This is a genomic window from Methanolobus sp. ZRKC5 (genome assembly GCF_038446525.1).
In the GTDB taxonomy this organism is placed as follows: domain Archaea; phylum Halobacteriota; class Methanosarcinia; order Methanosarcinales; family Methanosarcinaceae; genus Methanolobus.
This window is the reverse complement of sequence record NZ_CP151792.1, coordinates 1922022-1940216: the sequence shown is the minus strand read 5'-3', so window position 1 is coordinate 1940216 and position 18195 is coordinate 1922022. Positions and strand designations below refer to the sequence as shown.

12 protein-coding genes, 2 tRNA genes and 3 rRNA genes are annotated in these 18195 nt (G+C 44.1%); 7 read left to right on the top strand and 10 right to left on the bottom strand.

Annotated elements, in window-relative coordinates; genetic code table 11:
- Position 1: 1 nt before the first annotated feature.
- From WN948_RS09570 to WN948_RS09535, 8 genes are all read right to left on the bottom strand, one after another.
- The gene (locus WN948_RS09570; protein ID WP_342303975.1) at positions 2 to 1159 is read right to left on the bottom strand and encodes an NAD(P)/FAD-dependent oxidoreductase; all 1158 of its coding nucleotides are present in this window, start codon (positions 1157 to 1159) and stop codon (positions 2 to 4) included.
- A 25-nt stretch (positions 1160 to 1184) separates the two neighbouring features.
- A complete protein-coding gene (locus WN948_RS09565; protein WP_342303974.1) occupies positions 1185 to 2129 on the bottom strand; it encodes a UbiA family prenyltransferase in 945 nt (314 codons plus the stop codon).
- Between the two features lie 167 nt (positions 2130 to 2296).
- A complete protein-coding gene (tgtA, locus tag WN948_RS09560) occupies positions 2297 to 3766 on the bottom strand; it encodes a tRNA guanosine(15) transglycosylase TgtA (protein WP_342303973.1) in 1470 nt (489 codons plus the stop codon).
- A gap of 277 nt (positions 3767 to 4043) precedes the next feature.
- A 5S ribosomal RNA gene (gene rrf / locus WN948_RS09555) occupies positions 4044 to 4165 on the bottom strand.
- Between the two features lie 28 nt (positions 4166 to 4193).
- Positions 4194 to 4265: transfer RNA gene (locus tag WN948_RS09550), tRNA-Cys, on the bottom strand.
- Positions 4266 to 4363: 98 nt separating this feature from the next.
- Positions 4364 to 7290 (bottom strand): 23S ribosomal RNA (locus tag WN948_RS09545).
- A 121-nt stretch (positions 7291 to 7411) separates the two neighbouring features.
- Positions 7412 to 7484 (bottom strand) — tRNA-Ala (locus WN948_RS09540).
- Positions 7485 to 7586: 102 nt separating this feature from the next.
- Positions 7587 to 9061, bottom strand: a 16S ribosomal RNA gene (locus tag WN948_RS09535).
- Together the 16S, 23S and 5S rRNA genes with 2 tRNA genes alongside form the textbook arrangement of a ribosomal RNA operon.
- A 989-nt stretch (positions 9062 to 10050) precedes the next feature.
- Between WN948_RS09535 and WN948_RS09530 the strand changes: the two genes are divergently transcribed.
- The 3 genes from WN948_RS09530 (at position 10051) to WN948_RS09520 (ending at position 12184) form a co-directional block, all read left to right on the top strand.
- Positions 10051 to 10836, top strand: a complete 786-nt coding sequence (locus WN948_RS09530; RefSeq protein WP_342303972.1) for a serine protein kinase RIO — start codon at positions 10051 to 10053, stop codon at positions 10834 to 10836.
- A 42-nt stretch (positions 10837 to 10878) separates the two neighbouring features.
- Positions 10879 to 11415, top strand: coding sequence for a KH domain-containing protein (locus WN948_RS09525; protein WP_342303971.1), 537 nt, complete (start codon positions 10879 to 10881; stop codon positions 11413 to 11415).
- Between the two features lie 73 nt (positions 11416 to 11488).
- Positions 11489 to 12184, top strand: a complete 696-nt coding sequence (locus WN948_RS09520; RefSeq protein WP_342303970.1) for a DUF1614 domain-containing protein — start codon at positions 11489 to 11491, stop codon at positions 12182 to 12184.
- On the opposite strand, the gene WN948_RS09515 is transcribed toward WN948_RS09520, so the two are convergent.
- Together WN948_RS09515 and WN948_RS09510 are read right to left on the bottom strand one after the other, a co-directional pair.
- The gene (locus tag WN948_RS09515; protein WP_342303969.1) at positions 12167 to 13072 is read right to left on the bottom strand and encodes an ATPase domain-containing protein; all 906 of its coding nucleotides are present in this window, start codon (positions 13070 to 13072) and stop codon (positions 12167 to 12169) included. The two genes, WN948_RS09520 and WN948_RS09515, sit on opposite strands and share 18 nt — an antisense overlap.
- An 83-nt stretch (positions 13073 to 13155) precedes the next feature.
- Positions 13156 to 14517, bottom strand: coding sequence for a dihydroorotase (locus WN948_RS09510; protein ID WP_342303968.1), 1362 nt, complete (start codon positions 14515 to 14517; stop codon positions 13156 to 13158).
- 214 nt (positions 14518 to 14731) lie between these two features.
- On the opposite strand from WN948_RS09510, the gene WN948_RS09505 reads away from it, so the two are divergent.
- Genes WN948_RS09505 through pstB form a run of 4 tightly spaced genes read left to right on the top strand, consistent with a single transcriptional unit; the run spans position 14732 to position 18193 of the window.
- Positions 14732 to 15601: a PstS family phosphate ABC transporter substrate-binding protein gene (locus tag WN948_RS09505; protein ID WP_342303967.1), complete on the top strand. Its 870-nt coding sequence runs from the start codon at positions 14732 to 14734 to the stop codon at positions 15599 to 15601.
- A 24-nt stretch (positions 15602 to 15625) separates the two neighbouring features.
- Positions 15626 to 16513 (top strand): phosphate ABC transporter permease subunit PstC, encoded by an 888-nt coding sequence (gene pstC / locus WN948_RS09500; RefSeq protein WP_342303966.1) that lies wholly within the window; start codon positions 15626 to 15628, stop codon positions 16511 to 16513.
- A gap of 5 nt (positions 16514 to 16518) precedes the next feature.
- Entirely contained in the window at positions 16519 to 17376 is an 858-nt protein-coding gene (gene pstA, locus WN948_RS09495; protein ID WP_342303965.1) for a phosphate ABC transporter permease PstA, read from the top strand.
- A gap of 46 nt (positions 17377 to 17422) precedes the next feature.
- Positions 17423 to 18193 carry a phosphate ABC transporter ATP-binding protein PstB gene (gene pstB, locus WN948_RS09490; RefSeq protein WP_342303964.1) on the top strand — a complete coding sequence of 257 codons (771 nt, stop codon included), beginning with the start codon at positions 17423 to 17425 and terminating at the stop codon, positions 18191 to 18193.
- The last annotated feature ends 2 nt before the right edge of the window (positions 18194 to 18195 follow it).

Sequence of the window (18195 nt, the reverse complement as noted above, 5' to 3'; positions counted from 1 at the left end):
CTCATTTCGTCCTGAAGATTGCCCTATATGAAAGTATGGAAGATGGATTATTTTTCAATATCAGCTTGGATATCTGTAACGCCTGATTAAAAGGACTTCCGCCAAGTACCTTCAAGTCCTCTCCTTCAAATACCTTCATCATCTCATCGATCTCCTTGTCAGTCATTTTCCTGAGAGTCTCCATGGCAAACCTTCCAAGGTAATACTCTGTCCTGTATTCAGCGTTCCATTTTGTTCTGTATTCAGAAAGGAAGCTCTTTGACAGATTACCTTTTGCAATTGCATCAGCTGCAACATCACCGCACATCTGCCCTGCATGCATACCATATCCGATGCCCGACTGGGCAGCAGAACCACCCACCACCATCACACCGTCAGCAACTATATCACCAGGAATTGCAACGATCGGATCACCACCTACTGTTTTACTGATAATCTTGACTTCATCAAGACCCTTCAGTTCCTTGAACCTTTCAAGCCAATCATCGAAGAAGTCAGAAACATCCCTTCCATGTCTTCGAACATACATGCCAAGGGTTGCCCTGTTCCCGCCACATGGTGAATAAGTGGATTTCCATCCAGGAGCATGATTACCAACATAATATTCAAACAGCTCAGGTTCACCAATTCCTTCTGCTTCTATCTCTGCTTCAAGGGACCAGGCAATGTCCTGTGGATATTTGATAGGTTTCATTCCAAGAAGGGCACTTATTCTGGAATTAATACCATCTGAAACAATTACGAGTTTGCACTTGATCTTGCCCTTTGATGTACTTACTACAAATCCCCCAGCAGCCCTTAGAACATTAAGGACCTCAATGCCGAAGCGAACATCTGTACCTGCCTCTGCAGCCTGATGAATATAGAATTCATCGAACTTCTTGCGGTCAAGGAAGTAAGCATCACCTTCAAAGATGACATTTCTGCCAGAAGGTGCTACTATATAGGCACCTTTGAGGTTTTTGATGACATAACTCTGGTCTACTTCCTCACCTGTGCGGTCAAACATTCCTTTGAAAAATGTGTTTGCCGGATGTGTGGGGACACCTGCAGCTTCTTTTTTATCAAGCAGGATTACTTTACAACCTTTAGCTGATGCATTCCTTGCTGCCATGACACCAGCAGGGGAAGCTCCTATTACAATGATATCTGCATCCATTTTGAACCTCGGGAACAACTAATTATTACCATAATATGCCGGAATATGCCGGAACAAGTATGCAAAGTATTACATCTAGTATAAGAGAACCAAACATGATGCCCCTGTATCTGGAGCCCTGGAGAAATAGCCTGCCTCCACGTTCTTGTGTCGGGTTCTTAATAAAATCAAAAGACTGTGTGAGCATCCACCCACCTGCAAGCATTGCGCCTGCAAAATATATGGGTCCGATCTTTGCTGTAAGTCCGATTGCAATAGAAGCTATTACACCTACAACCCACATGAGAGTTACGAACTTTGAGGTTGCCGGAACCCCAAAAGTAACTGGAAATGTCGGTGCTCCTCTGGCCCTGTCACCTTCTACATCCCTGGCAACACCGGAAAGAGTGAAACCCCAGTCAGTGAAACACATCATCAAACCAAGGAATATAGCAGGGAGGGGAAGTATGGAGCCATAATCAGGACCCTTTAGAATTCCGGCCGGATCGAATGCCAGCCAGATACCTATAGGCACAAGCCCGTAAGCTATTCCCACAGGCACAAAACTGAGAAATGTCATTCTTTTTGCAAGTTTTGAGTATACACTTATAGTTACGACTGCTATCACCAGAACCACAAATGATTCAGGATTCAGGTAGAGGGCTGCTATGCTTGCAATTAAGAACAGCACACCTGCATACTTCATAGCTTGCTTACGGCTGAGTTTATTGGATACAAGAGGACGATTTGGAAGGTTAATCGTGTCTATATCGACATCACAGCAGTCATTATATACATAGGAACTTGTGATCGCCACATAACCTCCGATAACAGCTATAATAAAGAGCACTAGTTCCGGAAACGCACCTGTTGCAAGATAAGAAGCAAGTAAAGCACTTGCAGCAGGAAGAGCAAAATCCATATCCGCTATTTCCGGCCTTAACATTTCAAGATAAGGATTTCGTGTTTTAGAGCCTGAAGTCGAAACCAAGTATATCATCACCAATAGATTATAGGTTCTAATCTTCGGTATTGTATATTAGTATTAGGGTAGTGTGGATTAAAAAATAGGATTGTGCTTAAGATGAAAAAATAGAAACTATCTGAATATCCACAGCATAAATTAAAGATATTCAGATGTATTCTCAAAAATACAGATCACTCATTCTTCGGAGGAACAATTGTAAAATTATCAAATTCTGCAAGTTTCTCCACCAGAGGATGATCGAACCTGTCATTCATCAGGAACGTGAAGGTTGCCTTAGGGTTCAGTTCCACAAGCTTGATGGTGTTCTGATAGGCAGTTTCAAGTGATTCATAGTCAGGGGTCCTTACAACCTCTGCGTTGAACGGATAGACCTCTGCAAGCTCCTGTGGATAAGAGCCGAATGGTGGTTTGAATATCATGACATTGTCATAGTCACTGTCCTTCTTTGTCGGGTATGCCCTTATGAGCACAGAACCTTCTATGGTAAGTCTTTCAAGCTGTTTGTTGAAACGCAGAACTTCAGGACGCCTGGCAGACTCCGGACCACAGTAGAATAGTGTGGATTTTGATGACGGGTCACACTGTTCCAGCCACGGAGAATAAGTGTACATCTGCTTCAATGCTTCCAACATTCTTGGATGCGACCTGCACCTTTGTTCCACAAGTTCAAGGAGATTGCCTTCCCATATAGCTTGCTTGACCTCACGTACCTCTTCAAAAGTTACGTAAAGATTGTGTCTTGCAAGAAGCTCAGTACAGTTGTGGGCTTTTTTCAGCTCTTCTGCACTGTGAGCTATACATACAGGACATGAGCACGGCAGATACATAAGCTGGTCTACATGATATGTTCCTCTGGAAGTGATGTAACGCCTGTCTTTTGCATAAAGAGCATAAGCAGCCGAATCAAACAAATCACAACCAAGGGCAACAGCAAGTCCGAACATCATTGGATGTCCTGCACCGAACAGATGGACAGGTGCTGTTGGGTCAAGTCCTTTCTTAGCTGAAGCAATTACATCAACAAGGTCAGAATAACGGTAAGATTCCATCAACGGAACCACAGCTCCGAATGGATAGACATCAAAGCCTACTTCTGAAAGCTCCCGGGCACACTCCTCACGGAGATCCTTGTAAATAGCGCCCTGCACCGGACCTGCCAAAAGCATATCACCTTTTACAAGTTCCTTTGCTTCCTTAAGGCGCTGTATTGTGATATCCATATCTTCCTTTGCCTTTTCATAGGGCACATCAGGGTGTGTGGGAATATCCAGAGGAACGCAAATGTCAGTTCCTATCTTTTGCTGAAAATCAATAATCATCTCGTTTGTGACCTCAACCTCACCATAGACTGATAACTGGAATGAGCCGGAGTCAGTCATAAGAGGACCATCAAAATCAAGAAGTGCATGAAGACCGTCTTTGAGTGCCTTTTCCCTTAATTCGTCCTTACGGTAGATGATGTATGAATTCGTGATAAGTATCTCAGCACCAAACTCTCTCATCTCAGAGGCTTTTATTGTCTGGATATTAGGATTAATAACTGGCATTACAGTAGGGGTTTCAACCACTCCGTGGGGGGTTGTGAGCTTACCGATACGCCCTGCTGCATCCTTATGGATAATATCGAATTTTGATGACATGAGCTTTTAGATGATAGTTAAGATATATTTAAGCTTCCTTTCAGGAACTTAAAATCAGAATTTAAAATTGCTTTTTTTAGATTGACCAATGGAGATAATGGAGATATATGAAATTTGTTTCCAGACTAAATCAGGGTCAATGATTCCCATCACCATATGCATGCACAATCAAAATAACAATAAAAGATTGTAAGAATCAATAATATCAGAATAACAAATAGATTAGTTAATGTTAAAATCAATTTAGAAAAAAGAAAGTAGTAGTTAGTGTTGAGTGAGTTGGCAGCGATCCAGAGTTCCCGAAGACTCTCATACTTCAGTACAGTAAGGAACGCTGGCGGGCTTATCTTCTGTGTTCGGGATGGGTACAGGAATTGCCCCGCCGCTATGGCCGCCAATCTCTCTCATGATGAATTTTAAACGGTAAAGCCAAGGTCCGGATTCGAACCGGAATGGAATCGCTCTGCAGGCGATTGCGTAGCCGCTCCGCCACCTTGGCAATGAGCGATTCATGAATGAATCCATTGCATTTATACTTTACCATAAGGTCATGTATATTAAACATGCACATATCAGATTTCGCCTGGACAAAGCAAGACGGACAGGCACGGATGATTAGTAGCCGCGGACTGAACACCTCGTTGCCTTGGTGCTTACATCCCGACCCTATCAAACCGGTCTTGTACCGGAATCCTTAACGTAGTCTCTTTTCAAGTCAGATTTCGAGCTTAGATGCATTCAGCTCTTATTCCTTAGCGCGTAGCTGCTCAGCAATGCCCTGTCGGACAACTGATACACCAGTGGCGCCGCTACTCTGTTCCTCTCGTACTAAAAGTAGCTTACCCTCAGACTACAGACACCTCTAGTAGATAGTAACCGACCTGTCTCACGACGGTCTAAACCCAGCTCACGATCTCCTTTAATAGGCGAACAACCTCACCCTTGGCCGCTGCTGCACGGCCAGGATGGAAAGAACCGACATCGAAGTAGCAAGCTGCCGGGTCGATATGTGCTCTTGCCGGCAACAACTCAATTATCCCCGGGGTAACTTTTCTGTCATTTTTGACTCGCACCAAGCGAGTACAAAAGTTCGCTAGAACCGACTTTCGTCTCGTCATCCACTACTGTGCTGAATAACGTCAGGCTGACTTATGCTCTTGCACTCTTCAGTGGGTTTCCGACCCACTTGAGTCAACCTTTGTGCGCCCTTGATATCTTTTCAAGGGCGTCCCGCCCCAGGCAAACTGCCCACCTATCGGGGTCCTCCTCTCGGAGTTAGGGTCGTAATTTCAGAAGGGTAGTGTCCCAATGGCGACTCCACCAATGCTGGCGCACCGGTTTCGACGTCTCCTACCTACACTGTACATCCAAAATCACAACCCAACGACAGGCTGCAGTAAAGCTCCACGGGGTCTTCACTTCCCCCTAGAGGTCTCTAGACTGTGCACTAGAAAGTAAGCTTCACCGGACTCTGGCTAGGGACAGTAGAGCTCTCATTGATCCATTCATGCAAGTCGCCAATTAAGCGACAAGGTACTACGCTACCTTAAGAGGGTCATAGTTACCCCCGCTGTTTACAGGCCCTTCGATCCGTTGAACCGGAGTTTCAGGTACCTGCACTGAGCAGGATTCAGAGATCGTACTAGCCCTTACGGGTTTGCGATCTCCTATGTTGATATTAGACAGTTAGAGCTCTCTTGTCACTGCGACCTGCTGTCTTCACAGCAGGCACTCCTTCTCCCGAAGTTACGGAGCTAATTTGCCGAATTCCCTTAGCCAAATTGTATCCGACACGCCTTAGCCTTTTCAGCTAGGGGCACCTGTGTCAGTTCTCGGTACGGACCCTTGACTTCCTTTTCACGGGTTCCCGGGTGCAGCTGACTTTCGCCATAACACATTCGCCCGCTTCTCGCCATTACGGCTCTCCACGGGATTAGGTGCTTAGACGGCGCGACGGCGCCGCTCAACCTGCCCAAAAACGTCAGTTTATTGTCAAGAGGTACAGGAATATTAACCTGTTTCCCTTTCGGCGTACTCGAATTACGGTACGTCTTAGGACCGACTAACCCTCGGCTGACGATCATTGCCGAGGAAACCTAGCCCCTTCGGCGGATAGGATTCTCACCTATCTATGCTGTTACTATTACCAGGATTTTCGTTTCCGCACGGTCCACAGGACTTCACAGCCCTGCTTCTGCCCGAACGCAACGCCTTCCTACGAGATTACCTTGCGGTACTCCGTGGTATCGGTGGTCGACTTGAGCCCCGTCCATTTTCGGGGCCCCAAACCTCGACTGGTGGGCTGTTACGCACTCTTTAAAGGATAGCTGCTTCTAAGCTAACCTTCCAGCTGTCTAGGGCTTAGGACGCCCTTTAGTATTAACACTTAGTCGACACTTGGGGACCTTAACCACGGGCTGGGTTTTCTCCCTTACGGACTACAGGCTTACCCCAGTAGTCCGGACTCCAACTTTCTTAGACGACGGTGAGTTTGGAGTTTGACAAACGGCTGAGGGATTTCTCCCCCGGGACCATCAATCAGTGCTCTACTTCACCGACTATCTCCAGTTAGGTCATGCTACGACATGTTTCGGAAGGAACCAGCTGATGCCGGGTTAGATTAGCCTTTCACTCCGAGACGCAGGTCACACGAATGATTTGCAGATCAATACCGCTTGCGGTCCTCCACGTAGCTTTCGCCACGCTTCAACCTGCCCACGCCTAGATCACCCGGCTTCGGGTCGTACCCTAATGACTCCACGCACTTGTATACGCCGCTCCTCACCTTGCGGTTGCGAGCATGTTGCTTTCGCTTCGGCTTCCTATGTAAAAAGTTAGCCATCGCCATTTGAATACACTCCCTGGCCCGTTCTTCAAAACGTAAGATATAACATTGGCAATAATGCCCGTACTGCAGCCTCGCGGCTGTTTCCTTCGCATTAAAGATCCTTTAACGCTATATCGCTCCATCACCTTCAGGTTTCAGGCACTTTTAACCTCCCTTCTTGGGGTACTTTTCAGTTTTCGGTCACCCTACTAGTTCACTATCGGTCTCAAGAAGTATTTAGTTTTGGAAGTTGGTGCCTCCCAAATTCACGCGAGAATTCCAACTCACGCTACTCAGGCTATAATCCGGATCCTTTAATCGTTATCTAAGTGACTATCACACTCTATGGTTTAACGTTCCAGAAAAATTCGATTTCGATTAAGTGGGATCTTTAGAAAAAGCCTACAACACCACATCTCCCACATGTTACCAGTGGGATTCAGTTTGAACTGTACCGTGTTCATTCGCCATTACTAACGGCATCTCTTCGATTTCTTTTCCTGCCCCTACTAAGATGCTTCAATTCGGGGCGTTCCCGATCAGTATTGATCAACACACAAAATGTGTTAGGAAGACCCATTAGGAAATCCCAGGTTCATAGGCTCCATGCACCTACCCTGGGCTTATCGCAGCTTGGCACGTCCCTCATCAGCTCTTGAGCCGAGCCATCCACCTGAAGGCATAATTACCAGAGTCCATCTCACTTTGTCCAGTGAGCGTCTGATATATGCATGCATATACACGATCTCATTGCAGCTGTCGTTGCTTCAGCCACTTCATCCTTCCCCGAAGAAATTACTCTCCAGGTGCACTAATAATGGACTTGTTGGGATTCGAACCCAAGGCCTCCGCCTTGCAAAGGCGGCGATCTTCCAACTGATCTACAAGCCCCTCGTGGATTCCATTCTTAATGAATCCATGTAACTTTTTTCGGATTTGGCAGTTTTTCGATTTCTGACCGGTTGTGGTGATCGGCTTTATGCCGATCTGCTTAGGAGGTGATCCAGCCGCAGATTCCCCTACGGCTACCTTGTTACGACTTAACCCCCCTTGCGAAATTTAGGTTCGAACACGGCACAAGGTCCGTGCCCTCACCCATACCTCACTCGGGTGGTTTGACGGGCGGTGTGTGCAAGGAGCAGGGACGTATTCACCGCGCTATATTGAAACGCGATTACTACGGATTCCAGCTTCATGAGGGCGAGTTACAGCCCTCAATTCGAACTAAGGCCGGGTTTATGAGATTACCAACCCCTTTCGGGGTAGGAACCCATTGTCCCGGTCATTGTAGCCCGCGTGTAGCCCTGGAGATTCGGGGCATACTGACCTACCGTAGCCCGCACCTTCCTCTGGTTTAGCACCAGCGGTCCCCACAGAGTACCCATCATCCCGAAGGATATGCTGGCAACAGTGGGCACGGGTCTCGCTCGTTGCCTGACTTAACAGGATGCTTCACAGTACGAACTGACGACGGCCATGCACCTCCTCTCAGCGATTCAGGTAAGACCTTCAGCCTGACCTACATATTGCTGTCGCCCCAGGTGAGTTTTCCGGCGTTGAGTCCAATTAAACCGCAGGCTCCACCCGTTGTAGTGCTCCCCCGCCAATTCCTTTAAGTTTCAGCCTTGCGGCCGTACTTCCCAGGTGGCTCGCTTCACGGCTTCCCTGCGGCACCTGAAACGGTCGCACCGTCCCAGACACCTAGCGAGCATCGTTTACGGCTGGGACTACCCGGGTATCTAATCCGGTTCGTGCCCCCAGCTTTCGTCCCTCACCGTCGGACCCGTTCTGGTAAGACGCCTTCGCCACTGGTGGTCCCACAAGGATTACAAGATTTCACTCCTACCCCTGTAGTACCTCTTACCTCTCCCGGTCCCAAGTCTGACAGTATCCCCCGGAAGCCTAACAGTTGAGCTGTCAGATTTCCCGGAAGACTGATCAAACCGGCTACGGACCCTTTAGACCCAATAATAGTGGTCACCACTCGGGCCGCCGGTGTTACCGCGGCGGCTGGCACCGGTCTTGCCCGGCCCTTGCTAACACATGCTATTTACACATGTGGACAGCCAACATAAGATGCTGGCACTCAGTGTCCCCTTATCGCGGTTTCCCGCATTGTAAAGTTTTCGCGCCTGCTGCGCCCCGTAGGGCCTGGATTCATGTCTCAGAATCCATCTCCGGGCTCTTGCTCTCACAACCCGTACCCGTCGTCGGCTAGTAGGTACACTACACCCACTACAACCTGATAGGCCGCAGATTCATCCTAAGGCGCCGGAGCTTTGAGCCACAGATCATTCCAGATTCTATGGCTTATCAGGTATTATCACCAGTTTCCCGGAGTTATGCCTGACCTTAGGGCAGATTATCCACGTGTTACTGAGCAGTACGCCATGTTCACGAAGAACATTTGACTCGCATGGCTTAGTCGCACACTGATAGCAGTGACCTCTGGCAGGATCAACCAGAATTGTTGATCTCACACAAAAGTTTAATGCATTTTGGAAGTCATTTAAGGAATTTTTAGGAAAGAACTCTCACTAGAGAATTTCTTTACTTTGCACATTAGTTGGTTAATTCCTTATTTAGGTAGTATATTAGACACTACCGGTCAGAATTAACCGAACTGCCAAATCCAACGTCAGGCAAGAAATAACTCTTGCCTCCACTTAATGAAAGGCGGTGATTGTAAGTGTTTTTGCGCATTCACGCGGACTCCTTCAAAGGACACCATCCTATATATATCTTCCGAATCAAGAGATTCGAAAGCAAAGAAGGAACCTTTGACGAATAAGTCACCCATCCACTACCCACTCGGATTATAACATTATATTTTAATCTTATATGGGATTTGCGGTAGATACAAATTCACACCAACTGAATAGACAACTTACCTAGGCAAGCATCCACCCGCATCGGAGGGATTTCATAGATGCACACCATATGATATAAACATAACGTATTTAATTAATTTCGTTGTAACTATTCAGCCTGGCACGATTTGCCTATTGGTACTGATTTCATCGAAATAGAGATGTCTGCTCACTAACAATCTAACAATCAAAAAAGCAATCAATAGCAACAATCAAAATAAATGATCCTAATGAAATTTACGTTTCAACTTTTTGTCAAGATTGTTATTGATAGCGTTTTTATCAGGCTGAATAGTTACATTTCGTTTTTATTTAAACAACTAACTCCCTGATTTGAAAATATAAACCAAAACACAAGCAGAGATACGCAAACTTTAACAATATAAGTGACATAGCAGTACTCTAAATCATATATGAAGAACAAGGTGTCTGCCTGCAATAGAAAAAGAAGAACAGTAATGCAGATACGACAGATGATTAACTGGCCATCAGGACATCCTAGAATGAGAAGAACGATGTTATATTATATCCACTCACAGGTAAAATCTAGGGATCTTAAAGAATACCTGGAAGGATAGACAGGAAACATGAAAAAAGAAGTAACCAAGAAAGTGAAGCGTATAGACACAGAAGTCGATAAACTACGCATAAAGCGCAAGGACACAGATACGCTCAAAGTAACAGACAATGTATTTGACGATCCCACCCTGAAAACTCTTTACACACTATCCAATAAAGGAATACTCCGAGCCATGGGAGGTCCCATAAGCACCGGAAAAGAGGCAAATGTCTTCCTTGCAGAGGGAGAAGACAAAGACATCGCAATTAAGATATATAGAATATCATCAAGCACGTTCAACTCAATGGAAGACTACATTTTAGGAGACCCACGTTTCAGGAACGTGAGACATTCCAAACGTGATATTATTTTTGCATGGACAAAAAAAGAGCAAAGAAACCTTATACGTGCAAAGGAAGCAGGTATTCGAGTCCCCGAACCCATTGTGGCTGAACGTAATATACTGGTAATGGAATTTATGGGAGAAGATGAAAAGCCATACCCTCAGCTAAAAGATGTCCGTCTTGAAAAAGAAATGGCAAGAACAGTATATGATACAATTGTAAATTACATAGACCTTCTATACAACGAAGCAAATCTTGTACATGGAGATCTAAGCGAATATAACATTTTAATAATTCCTGAAACAGGCGAACCTGTATTCATAGACATGGGACAATCGGTAACTAGTGAACACCCCCGTTCAAGGGAATTCCTGCTAAGAGATATAGAGAACATCATACGTTACTTCAAAAAATACGGCATTGATGAAGATTCACAGCAATTATATTCATCAATCAGGAACAAAGAATAAAGATACGAATTATGGATTTATAATTATCAAAGGTAGATTTAGATGACACATATTAAAGTTCCTAAAGAGAGAGTTGGCGCCATAATTGGGCCAAAAGGCCGCGTCAAACAGATAATAGAAAGCAAATCAACAGCTAAACTGGAAATAGACAGTGAAAGCGGAGCTGTAGAGATCATCCCTGGAGATGACCCAGTTGGCGCAATGAAAGCTGCAGATGTAGTTAACGCCATTGCCAGAGGCTTCAATCCGGACAAGACATTTACAATGTTCGATGATGACATGTTAATGCTCGAAGTAATTGACATTTCAAAACAGGCACATACACAAAAGGACCTGCTTCGCCTTAAAGGAAGGATAATAGGAAAAGGCGGAAAGACAAGGGAAATAACTGAGAGACTGATAGGCATAAAGATGTCAGTCTATGGAAAGACCGTAAGTGTGATCGGAACACCTGAACAGAACCAAATTGCAAGAACATCCATTGAAATGCTCATAGAAGGAGCAAACCATGGAAGCGTATACAGCTACCTCGAGAAAAAGAGACAGGATTTGATTCAGTCCCAGCTTGACTATTACTAAGAGATATGCCACAGTAGTATATCTCACCAAAAATATTAATACTTCTGGGTCGTAATTTATTAGAGGTGGACAGATGAGAGGATATACCAATAGTTCCGAAATAAGAACCTATGCAGCGTTCATGCTAATATTACTCCCTACAGCAGCACTTTGCTACAAAGGGCAGCTATCCCTCGGAACTATCGGCCCTGCACCACTTATTATACTTATTTCCACAATGATCATTGGATCTGTAATAGAGATACCAATAACAACAATACGCTCTAAAAAACCAGAGCAGCTTTTCAAATACGCACCTATTCTTGAAGATATCTACTCTGTCCCAGTAGTAAAAGAACTAAGCATTGGAAAACAGAGAGTTTTTGATACAAAACTAACCATAAATGTGGGAGGAGCAATTGTACCAGCCCTTGCATCAATTTACCTATTGCTAACGCAACCTAACAACACAGCTCTTGAAATTATGCTAATTGTAGTGGTTTCAGTTATCCTGCTATCAGAACTAATGGGCGGAGTTGGAACAATAATACCCGACTACATCGGGATAATAGCACTCCCATTTGCACTAATCGTTGCACCGGAAAATGCAGCATCAATAACCTTCATTGCAGGAGTAGGAGGCATAATTATTGGCAATGTGATATCAGTTGTGACATTCAATAAGGAAAAAACAGGTAGTGCTTTTATAAGTATTGGAGGAGTCGGGGCTTTCAAACCCATATACATCACAACAATAATTGCCAGTTTGATATCATATTTCATCCATTGACATGCCCAGCCTCTCTGCCCGACGCTTTTCAATCCTATCCTGTAAGACTTTTGAAGGAATATTAAGAGCTCTGTATTTAGCTATGCCATTGTTTGTAAAGCGGAATGGCTGAGGAGTATGATCCACACGAGTGGCCCTCATTTTCTGAACTGCCATTACAGGCATAGGAGTCGTGTCAATATCATTTGTTTGAATGAAATCGAGAAAGATAACGCCATCACCCAGGAAATCAAAATCGTCATATTGTTTTGTTTCAATCCCATGAGACTTTTCAGTCACAAGAATCGCAGTTGTCATATTCTTTTTCAGCAATCTGTGAAGACCACGCCATGAAGTAGAAGTTCTAAAATCACTGGGCGCAGTAAGGACATTCATAGAATCAAAGACTACACGATCAGGTTTATGCGAATCCAGTATTTCCATCATTTCTTCAGAAGTAAGCATAGATATCCCGAATATCTCAAGATAACCATCATCAATATACTTGCCAACATCCCACCCAAATCGTGCAAAATGTTGGACAAGCTGTTGTGCCCTTTCTTCGAATGAAAAGAAAATACACCTTTCACCGTTTTTGGCGCCTTCCATTAAATACTGCATGGATAGAGTAGTCTTACCAGTACCCGGAGGACCAGTCACAACTACAGAAAATCCTTTCGGAAAGCCTCCCTCTAGAAAATCATCCATTCCAGGAACACCAGTAGTCACTCTTTTGATCAAACGATCGATATTCTGAGTATCAAGCTTTGCTTTGAAACGTGTAGAATCAAGATTAAGAAGTGCTTTTTCCAGCACTACATTTTTTGCGCCAAGTTCTTTCTCATATCTTTCGAGAACTTTTATTGCATCGGCGCTCAATGTAGTATGAATTGGGAATTTGGTTTTCATCACACCACCATATGCACATAATACGCCATTATATATTTAAAGTGTTATGGTAATGTGGACATACATAAAATATTATGAACACGTCAATCTGAAACAAAACCTTCACCTGGAAGGAAATTTCCGCGCCCTCTTGATGCCATTAACTCCCCATCCCATACCACTTCGCCCCGTGCTATCGTGAATTCCGGGAAAATACCATCCATGCCTTCATAGGGCGTCCATCCAGCTTTACTATGAAGATCATCACCCTTTATTTCAGTGACATTCCCCGGGTCAACTATTATAATATCAGCATCACTACCTTCGGCAAAAACGCCCTTAGAATACCGATCAAGGCCGAATATCCTTGCAGGGTTCCTGCTGGTCACATCTATCATGCGCCCAAGAGGAATAAGGTTCCTTTTAACCGCAACAAGCATCAGAGGTATTAATGTTTCAACACCCGGAACACCAGAAGGAGCACTCTTGATATCCACATCCTTTTCAGCTTCTGTGTGCGGCGCGTGGTCAGAGGCCACTATATCTATATTGCCATCATTAAGTGAGTTTAGAAGCATCTTGACGCTCCTGCGATCCCTGAGAGGAGGATTCATCCTGCCAAAAGAACCTAGTCTTTCCCAATCCTTAGTTGAAAGGAACAAGTGATGTGGCGCAGCTTCACTTGTAATAGTTGGAGATATACCACTTTTAGTAGCCAAATATCGCTCCTTGCGCAAAAGTCCAATTGATTCAAGAGCACTTATATGACAAAAATGTGCCTTAGCATCATTTTTCTTAATCAACTGTATAGCTTTTTCAACAGCAAATGCCTCGCAGTGATTAGGGCGCGCCCTTGAGTGAGAAGCGGGCGACATGTCATTTTTCAGGAAAGCCTCACATTCAAGCCTTATCTTATCATCCTCAGCATGAATACACGCAAGTGCATCAAGCTGCTTAAGTACAGCCAGTGCTTCATCAAGACATTTCTCATCTATATTCAAAGCACCTGTGGATTCGGCCATAAATATCTCCCCAAAGGCACTTGCCCCAAGCTTCCAAAGCTCAGGAAGTTTTTCAATGTTGCCCGTAACTCCCCCATAAATCCCGAAATCCACAACAGAATTTCGATTTGCAATCTTCAGTTTTTCCTTGAAAGATTTTCTGTCGATGGTCGGAGGAATAGTGTTTGGATGATCGATAACCGTTGTGATTCCACCTGCTGCTGCCGAACACGAACCAGTGTACCAGTCTTCTTTTTCAGTCAGTCCAGGATCCCTGAAATGAACATGGACATCTATCCCCGCAGGTAATGTCAATGAACCTTTTGCATCAATTGTTTGGTTCAATCTCTGGGCATCTATTTTTTTAGATATTTGAATGATCTTGCCATCCTCTATCAGGACTTCGGCCGGCTGAAGATAATTATTAAAGAAAACTTTTGTGTTCTTTATCAGAATATCAGGCATAGTGTCCTATATTTCAGTATAAGTATATGCCTTTTATGACAAGAGTAAATGAAACACATAATACACAATATATATAGAAACGATATGAATACATAGAAACAATACACAATGGCATATTCCGTACGAATATATATTGTACAGACATAACCCTTATGTATCGATTTTGTTATGATTCACTGACAATTAATAAACCTCTAAAAATGGTGAATCAGATATGATATCAGGAAAATTATTGAAGAACATAACAATATGTTCTGCTGTACTGTTAATTATTGCAACTGTCTTCATAGGCATCGGTTGTGTAGATAAGGAAGGGACCACAGACTCAGAAGCAATCATAATAAAGGGTTCAGACACGGTACTCCCACTTTCCCAGGCAGAATCTGAGGAGTTTATGTATGCAAACCCTGACACAAGCATCACAATCATTGGTGGTGGCTCAGGAGTAGGAATTGCTGCACTTATCGATGGAGAGATAGAGGTTGCAATGGCTTCAAGAAATATCAAGGACTCCGAAATGGAAAATGCACAGGCAAATGGCATTGAACCTGTAGAACATGTTGTTGCATGGGATGGGATTGCAGTTGTAGTAAACCCTGAGAACCCGGTAACAGAACTTACATTCGATCAGCTCAAGAGCATTTACGACGGAAGTATTAGTAACTGGGCAGACGTCGGTGGAGAAGACCTTATAATCACAGTAATTACCCGTGACAGCAGTTCAGGAACCTACGGATACTTCCAGGAAGAAGTACTTCTCGATGAAGAATACCGCCAGGATGCACTTGTACAGCCAGCTACCGGTGCAATCGTACAGGAAGTCGCTCAGAACACAGGCGCTATCGGATACATCGGTTACGCATACCTTGGTGAAAACATCGCAGCACTTGCACTTGATGGCGGAGAAGGCTTTGTAGAAGCCACCCCTGAAAACATTATTAGCGGAGATTATCCACTTGCAAGACCACTTTACTACTATACAAACGGTGATCCTGCAGGACTTGCTAAAGAATTCATTGACTACGTATTGAGTCCTACAGGACAGGACATAGTATCAGATGTCGGATACTTCCCGGTAAATTAAAACCACCCAATATCAGAGGAATAGATGTTAAACAGATATTTTAAGGAAAAGGGCATTGAGTCACTACTCTTTGCATCTGGCGCAGTGGCAGTAGTAGCCCTTTTCCTCCTTTGTATTTTTTTATTCCGCGATGGATTGCTCCTATTTAAAGAATACCCGATCAGTAGTTTTTTTACCGATACAAAGTGGTACCCTACATCAGATCCCGAACATTTCGGACTTTTACCACTGTTTTTGGGATCATTGATAGTAACTGTAGGAGCAATATTATTTTCAGTACCACTGGGAATAGCAACAGCAATTTACATATCAGAACTTGCTAACCCAAAAATCGCGGGTGTTCTAAAGCCAGTTACAGAAATACTTGCAGGCATTCCATCCGTTGTTTACGGATTCTTTGGTCTTGTGATACTCGTCCCTTTTGTCCAGAAGACACTACAAATACCAACTGGACAAACAGCACTTACGGGTTCAATAATGCTTGGAATAATGGCACTTCCCACAATAATATCCATATCAGAGGATGCCATCAGTTCAGTCCCACGAGCCATAAAAGAAGGATCACTGGCACTTGGGTCCACAAAATGGCAGACAATATACAAAGTAACAGTACCTGCAGCACTTTCAGGCATATCGGCAGCTGTTATGCTGGGAATTGGAAGAGCCATCGGCGAAACCATGACAGTTATGATGGTTACAGGAAATTCAGCTGTGATCCCCGGATTCCCCTCTGGATTATTTGCACCTGTAAGGACCATGACTGCTACAATTGCACTGGAAATGGGAGAAGTTCCCCAGGGAAGTGATCACTTTCATGCTCTTTTTGCAATCGGTTCTGTACTTTTCATAACTACATTTATAATCAACATCATAGCCAACTACATAAAAAGGAGATATAGGTTCGACCTGTGATAACCATGTTCTCCAATCCAAAAATCAATGAAAAAATAGCCTTTACGCTATTGAAAATCGCAACCGGAATGGTTGTTGCATTTGTCCTGGTAATCCTATATTACATCATATCCAACGGATACAGCGCCCTCAGCTTTGAATTTATAACCAGCATGCCCAAAAGTAGAATGACAGAAGGTGGCATTTACCCTGCCATAGCAGGAACAATGTATCTGATAGTAGGTTCAATGGCAGTTGCCCTGCCACTGGGAATGCTAGCTGCCATTTACCTTACAGAGTACGCACAGCCTGGAAAAACCACATGGGCAATTGAAATGGCAATCAGCAATCTTGCAGGAACACCGTCTGTGGTCTTTGGACTGTTTGGTCTGGCAATGTTTGTGAAGTATCTGGGTTTTGGAGCTTCCATACTTTCTGCTTCTTTAACACTTGCACTGTTAATCCTGCCCGTAATAATAAGAGCAAGTCAGGAGGGCCTTCTGACAGTTCCCAAAGAATATAGAGAAGCTTCACTTGCCCTTGGAGTCACTAAGTGGGAAACCATTAGAAGAGTCGTCCTTCCTGCAGCAATTCCCGGAATGATAACCGGTGCGATACTTAGCATTGGAAGAGTTGCAGGCGAGACCGCACCAATATTACTCACAGGAGCAGCTTATTTCCTCCCAAGACTCCCGGATTCCATATATTCACAATTCATGGCACTGCCATACCACCTATACGTGCTTGCCACATCAGGCACCAGCATTGCTCAGACAAGACCAATCCAATATGGTACAGCACTTATACTGCTTATAATTGTACTTTGTGTGAACGTTGTTGCAGTAAGCCTGAGATCACACTACAGGAAAAAATTACAGAGATGAATTTTGCCACATCCTAAAATCACACATATATTTAAGAGGATAATACATGCCAGAAACTTACGATAACGGTACAGAAATAGAGGTCAATGACCTTAACCTCTGGTACGGAGACAACCATGCTCTCCACGACATAGCTATAGACATACCAAAAAACAGTGTCACGGCACTTATAGGCCCATCGGGTTGCGGTAAATCAACGTTTTTGAGATGCCTTAACAGGATGAACGACCTTATTAAGGGCTGCCGTATTGAAGGAAAAGTACATATTGACAATCAAAACATATATTCAAATGAGGTGGATGTGGTTGATCTCAGGAAAAGAGTGGGGATGGTATTCCAGAAACCAAATCCATTCCCCATGTCAATACAAGATAACATTTCCTATGGACCACGCATTCACGGCGTAAGCAAAAAAAATATAGGTGGCATTGTAGAGGAAGCACTCAAATCAGGGGCTCTGTGGGAAGAAGTATCAGACAGGCTTGACAAATCTGCCCTTGACCTTAGTGGTGGACAACAACAAAGATTGTGCATAGCAAGGACCCTTGCAGTCAAACCGGAAGTTATACTATTTGATGAACCTTGTAGTGCACTGGACCCAATATCCACAGGCAAAATTGAAGAGCTGATTCTCGAACTTAAAAAAGACTACACCATTGTCATTGTCACGCATAATATGCAGCAAGCCGCCAGGATATCAGACTACACTGGTTTTTTCCTTACAGGAGATCTTGTGGAGTTTGACAAGACAGAGCAAATATTTGAAAGTCCACAGGAAAAATCAACGGAAGATTATATAACGGGAAGATTTGGGTGAAG